The following is a 10,338-nucleotide window of genomic DNA, read 5'->3' as shown; positions in this document are numbered from 1 at the left end:
CACAGATACCACTACAACTACAAACAAGGTAGCAAGGTACGCGAAAATACCCCAGCCAAAAGTATCATAGAACCATCAATCCGTTATGCGGACGACATGGTTATTATACTCCGACCCGAAGACGATGCGACAGAGATACTTGAAAGAATCACCGAATTCCTCCGCAAACGCGGTATGAATGTAAGCCAAAAGAAAACCAAAGTTACCGCCGCGACAGATGGATTTGATTTCCTTGGCTGGAACTTCAAAGTTCAGAGCAACGGAAAGTTTAGAAGCACTCCCTCAGTGGATAACTTCAAAGCGTTCCGTAAGAAGGTAAAACACATCGTCAACAACTCGAATTATGGTGCTACCACAAAGGCTGAGAAATTAGCCCCGGTAGTTAGAGGTTGGAGAAATTACCATAAGTTCTGCAAGATGGATGGGTCAAGGCACTCCCTTTGGTTCCTAAACCATAGAACTTACACGGTATTCAACAAGGAATCAAAACAGACACGCCAATCTAGCGAAAAGCTAGTTAAAAAGGCGTTCCCATCAGTTCCTAACTCCGAAAACAAACACGTCATGGTTCAAGGAACAAAATCCCCCTATGACGGAAATATAACCTACTGGAGTGAACGTAAAAGTAAGCTCTATGATGGCGAAACTTCTATTGCTCTTAAGAAGCAAAACCATAGATGTGCTTCCTGTGGTCTGAAATTCATTGATATGGAAGTCATTAATTTGCACCACATCGACGGAAATCATGCTAACTGGAAAAAGAATAATTTAGAGGCAATCCATGAGAGTTGTCACGATTATATCCACATGGGCAAAAGCGCAAGCTAAGAACATCGGAAGCTGGGTGCGGTGAAAGTCGCACGCCCAGATTTAACTGAGAGGTGCGGGGAATAATATCCCCCATCGACTCAACCTAATTATTAAATACAGTATTTCTGCTGGTGAGTGGATGTGGGTGGCAAAGTATCTACCAAGCCAGCACAAAACTCAACTAAACTTTGTCCTGCCTGCTATCTACATCAAAATCATCAAATGAACAGTGAAACCCCAGTGAACAAAATCCTGATTTTGGCAGCGAACCCGCAAGGCGTGAGTAAATTGCGTCTAGACGAGGAGTTGCGTGACATTGAGGAAGCTACACCATTCGGGCATCTACAGTGTTTACCTTACAATGGTGAACCTATAACTAGTAGGTTTTGGCCAAGGCAGGATGATGCATTTGTAGATATTGTTGGAAAAATTAGGGAAGAAGTAGAGAAAATACAAGAAGAGCAGCGACAACTACAACTGATTCAAGAACAACAAAAATCTGAAATTTTTGCATCTATCAACCGTTTTATTTCCAACCACTCTTTAAACCGAATTATTCGAGGTATAAATGTACCGATTTTATCAGTTGGTATCGCTGCTAGTGTTATTGGAATTGCAGTGTTATTAGGATTTTGTAGTTCTTTATCAGAGATGCAGGTCAATAACTTATTAAGTCAGGGACAAGATAAGCTTAATAGACGAAATTATCAAGGAGCATCTGAAGACTATACTGAAATTATTCAAATTACTCCTAAAAATATTAATGCGTACATAAAACGTGGTGATGCCCGCTACTTACTCAAAGATTATAAAGCAGCAATTCAAGACTACACCCAAGCTATTCAAATTGCACCTAAAAATATTAACGCTTACATAAAACGTGGTCATGCCCGCCATTTTCTCAAAGATTATCAGGCAGCAATTAAAGACTATACACAAGCTATTCAAATTGCGCCTAAAAACGTTACTGCATACATAAAACGTGGTAATGCTCAATATTCTCTAAAAAAATACCAGGCAGCAATCGACGACTATAGCAAAGCTATTCGCCTCTCTCCTGACTCAGTTAATGGCTACAAAAATCGTGGTTTTGTTTATGAGAAGAACTTACAAAATAAACAAGAAGCAATTAAAGATTATAAAAAGGTGGCAACTATATACAAAAAACAAGGAGCAACAGATAAGTACAAAAAAACTATTTACAAAATCCAAAAGCTTCAGCAGAGAAAGCCCCAATCTTCCAATTAAATTTATCCTAACCTGTGCCAGATCGGATAATCAGGAGAAATAAGAATAATCTTGGACTGGTCAGAAGATAAGTAATGCGATCGCATGACGATTAATTTCTCAATAAACCTCATGCCGTGCAAAATATATGCTATAGTTTGTTATCACAATTTACTACTGCATCGATCGCAGCCTCCAGAGCGATCGCCACATGAGTCCAATGAGTTCCACCCTGACAATAAACTACATACGGCTCACGCATTGGCCCATCTGCTGATAATTCCAAAGTACTCCCTTCAATAAATGTCCCCCCAGCCATCACCACCTGGCTCTCATACCCTGGCATATCATCTGGAACAGGGTCTAAGTAAGAACCGATCGGAGAATGCTGTTGTATGGCTTTACAGAAAGCAATTAGCTTTTCGGCTGAACCAAGTTTAATTGCCTGAATTACATCCCCACGGGGAGCTAGGGGAGCAGGATTCACTGGATAACCAAGTTTGTCAAATACATAACCAGTAAGATAAGTCCCTTTCATCGCCTCTCCTACCATTTGCGGAGCTAGAAATAAGCCTTGGAACAGCAGGCGATTTTGGTCAAAAGTAGCACCGCCATAACTACCGATACCGGGAGCAGTGAGGCGACAGGCGGCTGCTTCCACTAAGTCGGCGCGACCGGCGACATAACCGCCAGCGCTGACAATAGTACCACCAGGATTTTTAATCAATGACCCAGCCATCAAATCAGCACCTACAGATGTAGGTTCCCTGGTTTCAATAAATTCGCCGTAGCAGTTATCCACAAAGCAAACGGTGTTTGGGTTTTGCTGTTTGACTAAGTGGACGATTTTTTCAATATCGGCAATTGATAAACTAGGACGCCAAGAATAGCCACAAGAGCGCTGAATTAACACTAAACGAGTGTTTTCAGCCACATTAATACTTAAAGATTGCCAATCTATAGTTCCTTCGGAGGTTAGCTCTAATTGGCGGTAATTTATGCCAAACTCGATTAGAGAGCCTTGACCTTGACCCCGTAAACCAATGACTTCTTCAAGCGTATCGTAGGGAGAACCGACCACTGCTAACATTTCATCTCCAGGACGGAGCACACCAAATAAAGCACAAGCGATCGCATGAGTTCCCGAAACGAACTGCACTCGCACCGCTGCCACTTCGGCACCCATAACTTCGGCAAAAACTTTATCTAAAGTTTCTCGTCCTAAATCATCGTGACCATAGCCACTTACACCAGCAAAGTGGTGTGCGCCTACACGGTGATTACGAAAGGCATCCAGCACTCGTTTTAGATTATGCTTGACCTGAGCGTCAATACCAGAAAAAATTTCTAATAGTGCCTGTTCTGCTTGCCGCAGCTGTTCTAAGCTGTTCATCAGTTCCTCGTTCACAAAAAATTATAGATATGCGGATTTTCAGATCGCACAGACTAGGCTGGAAAATTCAAATTCAGGTTACTGCATGACAATTGCTACCTCAACCAAACCTCAAATAAACTGGGTTAATACCCTATTTTTCATTGGACTGCACATCGGCGCTTTATTTGCCTTTGTTCCTGGTAACTTTAGCTGGACAGCAGTAGGTGTGGGTTTCTTGCTGTACTGGGTGACTGGTGGTTTAGGCGTGACTCTAGGATTTCACCGCCTTGTCACCCACCGCAGTTTTCAAACTCCCAAGTGGCTAGAGTATCTCCTGGTTTTCTTCGGCACACTCTCCTGTCAAGGAGGCCCAATTGAGTGGATCGGCACACATCGCATTCATCATTTAAACTCTGATACTGATGCCGATCCCCATGATTCTAATAAAGGCTTCTGGTGGAGCCACATGGATTGGCTGATTCACTACTGTCCCGCTCACGCTGATGTTCCTCGTTTCACCAAAGACATTGCCGAAGACCCAGTTTATCAGTTTTTAGAAAAATATTTCATTTTGATCCAGGTTGCTCTAGGTGTATTGCTTTTGCTTCTAGGTGGCTGGCCATTTGTTATTTGGGGAATTTTTGTTCGCATTGTCTGGGTTTACCACTGCACTTGGTTGGTGAATAGCGCTACTCACAAATTTGGCTATCGCAGTTATGATTCTGGTGATAGATCGACTAATTGCTGGTGGGTAGCCGTACTAGTTTTCGGTGAAGGCTGGCACAATAACCATCATGCTTTTCAATACTCAGCTCGTCACGGGCTGAAATGGTGGGAAATCGATTTAACCTGGATGACAGTTCAATTGCTACAAGCAGTTGGTCTAGCGACTAATGTGAAGTTGGCCCCAACAAAAGTTAGTTAAGAGTTAGGAGTTAAGAGTTAGGATGTGTAACGTTTTTAATTGAACACTTCTAACTTCTACTTTTCAAAAAGCTATTTACGGGTGCGCTTGTGTCGGTTAGGTTGCTATAATCCGAAGCGCTAATGTGAAGAATTTTTACGGCAAGTTACTTTTTGGTGACTTGGTGGAGGAGTTTTGTTGTTTTTCAGGTGTCCATGACTACATCAATAATTAATAGCCAGAAACTAAGTGACGAGCCTGGTAATTCCGACTTCCGGCTCAAAGATATTGTCAAAACCCTGCCACGGGAATGTTTTCAGCAGAACCGTCGCAAAGCTTGGACACAAGTAATACTCAGTGTCTTGGCAGTTGCCTTGGGTTATTACAGCCTGATTATTACTCCTTGGTTTCTCTTGCCCCTAGCTTGGATTTTTACGGGCACTGCTTTAACAGGTTTTTTTGTAATTGGCCATGATTGTGGTCACAGGTCATTTGCCAAACGTCGTTGGGTAAATGATTTGGTGGGGCATTTCTTCATGATGCCGTTAATTTACCCCTTTCACAGTTGGCGCATTAAGCATAATTACCACCATACTCATACCAACAAGCTGGATGAGGACAACGCTTGGCATCCAATCAGACCAGAAGTGTTTGAAAATTGGGATAAAACCCGACAGTCTGCTTTTGAACTGTTCATGCGTAAACGCTTCTGGTGGGTAGGTTCCATTGGACATTGGGCTGTGGTGCATTTTGATTGGCGGAACTTTAAAACAAAAGACCAATCTAGTATCAAGCTGTCTGTGGCTGTAGTCGTTGTGTTTGCTGCGATCGCTTTGCCGACTCTCATCGCCACAACTGGTATCTGGGGATTTGTCAAGTTTTGGCTAGTGCCCTGGATGATTTACCATTTTTGGATGAGTACTTTTACTATTGTTCACCATACTGCCGCAGATGTTCCTTTTGCGACAGCGAATAAGTGGAACGAAGCTCTAGCACAGCTATCTGGAACTATTCATTGCGATTATCCGCGTTGGGTAGAAATCCTGTGCCACGATATCAATGTTCATGTCCCTCATCATATTTCCACTGCTATTCCTTCTTATAATTTGCGGTTAGCTTACAGCAGCATCAAAGAAAATTGGGAGCCTTATTTACATGATGAGTATCAGTTTTCTTGGCCTTTAATGAAGCAGATTACAGACCAATGTCAACTATACACAACTGATGTTGGCTATAAGACTTTCGACGAACATTATACAGAGCGATAAATAGCACTGTGACTACACTCACGCTCTTGAACCAACGAGAGCGTTTATCATGCTGTTTTTTAATAGAATCTGGCAATTGTTTACTGAATAAAATTTTGGATAAATTGCCAGATATTATCCTCTGGTGTGTTAGCGATCGCTAGTATCATGGGCATTCTAGAGGTGAGATTATCTTGTCTCAATTAAAGTTCTGATTTATATCCAATCAAAAGAATCCAGTGCCATCAAACATCATCACTTTCAACAATCCTCCTAGCTCTGAAAAGTCTGAGAATACAACTAAATTACCTTTCACTCTTCAGGATTTAAAAGCTGCAATCCCTGCTGAATGCTTTCAGCCCAATGTAACAAAATCACTTTTTTACTTTTTTCGTGACATCTTAATTATCACTCTGCTTTATGCAGTAGCTTCTTACCTGGATTCTTGGCTTTTCTTTCCGATTTTCTGGCTAATGCAAGGAACGATGTTTTGGGCTTTGTTTGTAGTCGGGCATGACTGCGGACACCAATCTTTTTCTAAGCATAAATGGCTCAATGATTTGATTGGACATCTTTCTCACACACCAATACTTGTTCCTTATCATGGTTGGCGGATTAGTCACAGAACCCATCACAAAAATACTGGTAATATCGATAACGATGAAAGCTGGTATCCTGTGACTGAATCACAATATAAGGAGATGCCTTTAGCCCAGAAGATAGGCAGATATTATGTTTTTTTATTGGCCTATCCTGTGTATCTGTTTAAGCGTTCTCCTAATAAGGAAGGCTCCCACTTTTTGCCAGGTAGTTCGCTTTTCAAACCATCAGAAAAATGGGATGTTATCACTAGTACTGTCCTTTTGATTGGGATGGTAGGTTTGCTGGGTTTCCTCACCTACCAATGGGGTTGGATGTGGTTGCTGAAATATTACGCTGTGCCTTACCTTGTATTCATAGTTTGGCTAGATTTAGTGACATTCTTGCACCACACTGAGGCAGAGCTTCCCTGGTATCGTGGAGAAGATTGGACTTTCCTAAAGGGTGCAATTTCTAGTATTGACCGTGATTATGGTTTTGTTAATCATATCCATCACGACATTGGTACTCATGTTGCTCACCATATATTCCTTAACATCCCTCACTACAATTTGCTGAAGGCAACTGAGGCAATAAAACCAGTGATGGGTGACTATTTCCACAAATCGGAAGAACCAATTTGGAAGTCATTATGGAATTCATGTATCAGCTGCCATTTTGTCCCTGATACTGGTAGTAAGGTTTACTACACATCCAATAATAAGTTAGCTAAAGGCTTAGACTAGTAACACTTTGCGTAATTAGTAATTACGATTGTGTGAGAGTTTTAGACATTTTAAATAGGTGGCTTATTTACGCTGTGCTGTACTAGCCCTGTCAAGGTAATAAAAGTAACCTTGACAGGGCTAGGATGTTATGGACTTTTGCAAGAAATCTAATAGACCTTTTGCACAAATGCAAAACTTGCCCACCCTGCGGGATCTTGCTACATCCCCCAACCCCTTCTCCCAATTTTGGAGAAGGGGAGCCAATTTCAAAGTCCTTCTCCCAAGCTTGTCAGAGGGATTTAGAGTGAAGGCTTTTGATTCATGCAAAAAATCTAATGTTTACAGTTGCCTTGCTTTTGGTGTTGTTGAGAACCGTGAGCGTGATTACTGCCACCTTGCTGATTATGCTGCTCATGACTATGATTATGACCGTGGGAGCAGTTTTGCAAATCTTGGTTCATAAGATTGTCGCTGATTTCTTGCAAGGATTCATCGACAGCTTGTAAGCCAATCCAAGCATCAATCTTTTGTACATCAAATCCTACCTCGCGGCGATCGCCTATCTCTAACAAAGGACGGCGAATCAACAGTGGCTCTTTCAGCATCAACTGCAAAGCGGTTTGGGCATCAGTTTTTTCAGGAACTATTTCACCAGATTTTATCTTGGGGGAGGAAGGATTGAACCATTCGGCAACGGGGCGATCGCCAAAAAATGAACGCAACCGCTCAACTGTCCAAGGTTCTGTTAACATATCGTATGGGATCACCTCATGTCCGGCAGCTGTTAGTAAAACTTTTTGCTTAGTACCACCTTTACAGCCTGGTTTGCTATAGAAAATTACTCTTGCCATTTTAACTACCTCTTAGTGGAATACAATTCGTTTTTGGGGGCACATAGCTGCGTGCCCCTATCAGATAGTGCTAAAAGTTTTTAGCACTATATTTAACCGGATCAAACTCAAATCTTTCATTCGGATCGGTTTCGCCGTAGACATTAAAAGTCACGGTTGGTTCATCACCCATTGCTTCTACACAGTGAATTGCATCGGGAGTAAAGCTGATAATATCCCCTGGAAATAGAGTTAACTCTCCCGTTTGTTCAATTTTGTCCTGAAATTCTGGGCTATGGGTGCGTTGCCAAAAAGTGTTTTTTTCCTGACCTTTTAACACCGCTACTATTCCCCATGTCCCATGATTATGAATGGTTGATCGGGTTCCCGGTGCAAATGTTACTGTTTGCACTGTCAACGGAAAACCCAATTCATCGTATAGGAGTGAAACAGAGGTTCCCGTTTTGGGCGAAGGCTCTAAATATTGACTTCGCACCCAGTAAGAATTTACTATCAAGCGCCTGACGAGCATCTGAAGTTCTGGTAGACGACTTGCTTCATCGTCAACGCTATTGAGAACATCTTCCACCTCAGTTAAAAACCGATAAAGGCGGTAATTTTCTCTCAATAAATCCCATGCTCTCACAGATTTATAGGCTTGATACTGACCGTCCCCCGTTAGCAGCCAATCCTTACCTTTCATAACTTTTAAATTGATAGCCGATAAGATTGGAGGACAATGATTGGAGACACATTAGGAAGACTGCCTACGTCAACTTTAGTCGGTACGTTAATAGGAGGAAGGATAGAGTTACTATTAGTACCCGCTCCCAAGAGGGAGTAAGAGGAATACGATGTAGTAGATAACCAATTGTTCATGATTGTTCACCTTGATTCTTGACTAATTAATCATCTTCTTCTGCTGGACGTGTCAAAATATCTAGGAGAATTCCGGCTCCGAAATCATTCTTTTCGTCTATTTCTTTGACTTTGATGCTGATTTCTTTTGCTTGCTCAATTTCACCTAAATTTGCTAGGACTAATCCAGAAGCGGCATAAGCATTTAAGTACAATCGGATTTGTGGGTCTTCTTTGCGATTGACTAATATCGGCTTAAGTTGCTCCCAGTCATCAGGAAATTTCTCTCGTTCTTTAATTTTATCTAATAATTTAACTGTTGTTTGCAAAGCAAGAGAATAATTATTTTTATAATAGAAATATCTATATGCTGCTACCAAGACATCTGTATTTTCACCAGTTTCGGCTAAAGCTTGTTGAATATACTTTTCCGATTCTGATGTATTCTCCCAAGTTTGTGCAGCTAAAATTAATAAATTTTTGATGTCCTCTGGAACCTGGAACCATGAGAATTTATTTGTATTAGCTTGCATATTGGTAACTGGGGATTGGGGATAAGGGGTAATGGGGACTGGGGAAGATGAAGGAGTGAGGCAGAATAATTAATGCCCAATGCCCTCTGCCCCATGCCCAATTTAAAACAAAGTAAGAACGTACACCAAGGTGAATAACACAATCCAGATAATGTCTACGAAGTGCCAGTAAATTTCTGTCATTTCGATGAAAGTATGATTGGTTGCAGAATATTCACCGGAAAGACGCGATCGCCACAATGCACGTAATATCAATAACAGTCCCACAAAAACGTGCAAACCGTGGAACCCTGTCATGATATAAAAGCAGTTGGCGAAGACGTTAGTAGTCAGTCCGTATCCTAAAGTTGAGTACTCATAAACTTGACCACCTAAGAAAATTGCCCCCATGATTGCGGTAATTGCGTACCACAGTTGCATTCCCTTGACATCATTCTTTTTAATCGCCGTATCACCGAAGTGAATGACGAAACTACTAGACACCAGAATAATGGTGTTAATTGTCGGCACAAGTAGTTCTACTTCACTTCCTTCTGGAGGCCAAACGGCTGTAGTACCTCGGAAAAACAAATAGGTGGCAAAAAATCCTCCAAACATCAGGGATTCAGAGGCGAGGAATGTCAAAAGTCCCCAAACTCTTAAATCTGGATGTTCTTCATGTCCTGCACTGTGATCTTCGCTTGTGGTTGTAGCTATAGTCATAGATTTTTTGACAATATTATCCGCTGCGTCTGTTGTGGAAGCTTGAATGAAGAATGAAGTCTGAAGCGGCAAAATTTTCATTCTTCATCCAAAATCCTTGTTTAACCGGACTCTTCACTTGTTCAACAATTCTCAAAATTCCAAGTTCCGAGTTCTGAAGCTCAAGTTTCGAGTTCTGAAGCTCAAATTCCGAGTTCTGAAGCTCAAGTTTCGAGTTCTGAAGCTCAAGTTCCGAGTTCTGAAGCTCAAGTTTCGAGTTCTGAAGCTCAAGTTTCGAGTTCTGAAGCTCAAGTTCCGAGTTCTGAAGCTCAAGTTTCGAGTTCTGAAGCTCAAGTTCCGAGTTCTGAGGCTCAAGTTCCGAGTTCTGAAGCTCAAGTTCCGAGTTCTGAAGCTCAAGTTTCGAGTTCTGAGGCTCAAGTTTCGAGTTCTGAAGCTCAAGTTCCGAGTTCTAATATCATGTCCGCTAGATTACTTATTAAACCTGAAGAACCCCACCCCGCCAAAGCTATGCTTTGTCTCCCCTCCCCGCCTGCGGGGAGGGGCTG

At 41.8% G+C, this 10,338-nt stretch carries 10 protein-coding genes; 5 read left to right on the top strand and 5 right to left on the bottom strand.

Translation table 11 applies throughout. The features are described from left to right. Both V7L12_RS17255 and V7L12_RS17250 read left to right on the top strand, forming a co-directional pair. Nucleotides 1-828 (top strand): group II intron reverse transcriptase (locus tag V7L12_RS17255; RefSeq protein WP_335085992.1); only part of this gene is annotated, 828 nt, incomplete at its 5' end. A gap of 204 nt (nucleotides 829-1,032) precedes the next feature. Then, nucleotides 1,033-2,058, top strand: coding sequence for a tetratricopeptide repeat protein (locus V7L12_RS17250; RefSeq protein ID WP_335085990.1), 1,026 nt, complete (start codon nucleotides 1,033-1,035; stop codon nucleotides 2,056-2,058). 130 nt (nucleotides 2,059-2,188) lie between these two features. Here the strand turns inward: V7L12_RS17250 and V7L12_RS17245 are convergent, their stop codons facing one another. Continuing rightward, nucleotides 2,189-3,430, bottom strand: coding sequence for a methionine gamma-lyase family protein (locus V7L12_RS17245; RefSeq protein WP_335085988.1), 1,242 nt, complete (start codon nucleotides 3,428-3,430; stop codon nucleotides 2,189-2,191). Between the two features lie 85 nt (nucleotides 3,431-3,515). Here V7L12_RS17245 and V7L12_RS17240 point away from each other — a divergent pair, with 85 nt between their 5' ends. The 3 genes from V7L12_RS17240 (at nucleotide 3,516) to V7L12_RS17230 (ending at nucleotide 6,888) form a co-directional block, all read left to right on the top strand. Continuing rightward, the gene (locus V7L12_RS17240; RefSeq protein ID WP_335085986.1) at nucleotides 3,516-4,337 is read left to right on the top strand and encodes an acyl-CoA desaturase; all 822 of its coding nucleotides are present in this window, start codon (nucleotides 3,516-3,518) and stop codon (nucleotides 4,335-4,337) included. Between the two features lie 194 nt (nucleotides 4,338-4,531). Further along, nucleotides 4,532-5,584 (top strand): fatty acid desaturase, encoded by a 1,053-nt coding sequence (locus V7L12_RS17235; RefSeq protein ID WP_335085984.1) that lies wholly within the window; start codon nucleotides 4,532-4,534, stop codon nucleotides 5,582-5,584. 218 nt (nucleotides 5,585-5,802) lie between these two features. Further along, complete coding sequence (locus V7L12_RS17230; protein ID WP_335085982.1) at nucleotides 5,803-6,888, top strand: fatty acid desaturase; 1,086 nt, start codon at nucleotides 5,803-5,805, stop codon at nucleotides 6,886-6,888. Nucleotides 6,889-7,202: 314 nt separating this feature from the next. On the opposite strand, the gene V7L12_RS17225 is transcribed toward V7L12_RS17230, so the two are convergent. From V7L12_RS17225 to V7L12_RS17210, 4 genes are all read right to left on the bottom strand, one after another. Beyond that, a complete protein-coding gene (locus V7L12_RS17225; RefSeq protein ID WP_335085980.1) occupies nucleotides 7,203-7,721 on the bottom strand; it encodes an ArsC/Spx/MgsR family protein in 519 nt (172 codons plus the stop codon). A gap of 70 nt (nucleotides 7,722-7,791) precedes the next feature. Continuing rightward, on the bottom strand, nucleotides 7,792-8,403 hold the full coding sequence (locus V7L12_RS17220) for a cupin (RefSeq protein WP_335085978.1): 612 nt from the start codon (nucleotides 8,401-8,403) through the stop codon (nucleotides 7,792-7,794). A 202-nt stretch (nucleotides 8,404-8,605) separates the two neighbouring features. Further along, entirely contained in the window at nucleotides 8,606-9,091 is a 486-nt protein-coding gene (locus V7L12_RS17215) for a hypothetical protein (RefSeq protein WP_335085976.1), read from the bottom strand. Between the two features lie 102 nt (nucleotides 9,092-9,193). Next, complete coding sequence (locus V7L12_RS17210) at nucleotides 9,194-9,793, bottom strand: cytochrome c oxidase subunit 3 (protein WP_335085998.1); 600 nt, start codon at nucleotides 9,791-9,793, stop codon at nucleotides 9,194-9,196. Nucleotides 9,794-10,338: the final 545 nt, after the last annotated feature.

Origin of the sequence: Nostoc sp. (genome assembly GCF_036918245.1) — a bacterium.
Classification (GTDB): Bacteria; Cyanobacteriota; Cyanobacteriia; order Cyanobacteriales; family Nostocaceae; genus Nostoc.
Note: the sequence above shows the minus strand (reverse complement) of the source record. Positions and strands in the feature narration are given on the sequence as shown.

Excerpts from the sequence above, each read along its gene's own strand:
- V7L12_RS17250 (WP_335085990.1), top strand. The coding sequence starts at position 1,033 with ATGAACAGTGAAACCCCAGTGAACAAAATCCTGATTTTGGCAGCGAAC.
- V7L12_RS17245 (WP_335085988.1), bottom strand. The coding sequence starts at position 3,430 with ATGAACAGCTTAGAACAGCTGCGGCAAGCAGAACAGGCACTATTAGAA.
- V7L12_RS17240 (WP_335085986.1), top strand. The coding sequence starts at position 3,516 with ATGACAATTGCTACCTCAACCAAACCTCAAATAAACTGGGTTAATACC.
- V7L12_RS17235 (WP_335085984.1), top strand. The coding sequence starts at position 4,532 with ATGACTACATCAATAATTAATAGCCAGAAACTAAGTGACGAGCCTGGT.
- V7L12_RS17225 (WP_335085980.1), bottom strand. The coding sequence starts at position 7,721 with ATGGCAAGAGTAATTTTCTATAGCAAACCAGGCTGTAAAGGTGGTACT.
- V7L12_RS17220 (WP_335085978.1), bottom strand. The coding sequence starts at position 8,403 with ATGAAAGGTAAGGATTGGCTGCTAACGGGGGACGGTCAGTATCAAGCC.
- V7L12_RS17215 (WP_335085976.1), bottom strand. The coding sequence starts at position 9,091 with ATGCAAGCTAATACAAATAAATTCTCATGGTTCCAGGTTCCAGAGGAC.
- V7L12_RS17210 (WP_335085998.1), bottom strand. The coding sequence starts at position 9,793 with ATGACTATAGCTACAACCACAAGCGAAGATCACAGTGCAGGACATGAA.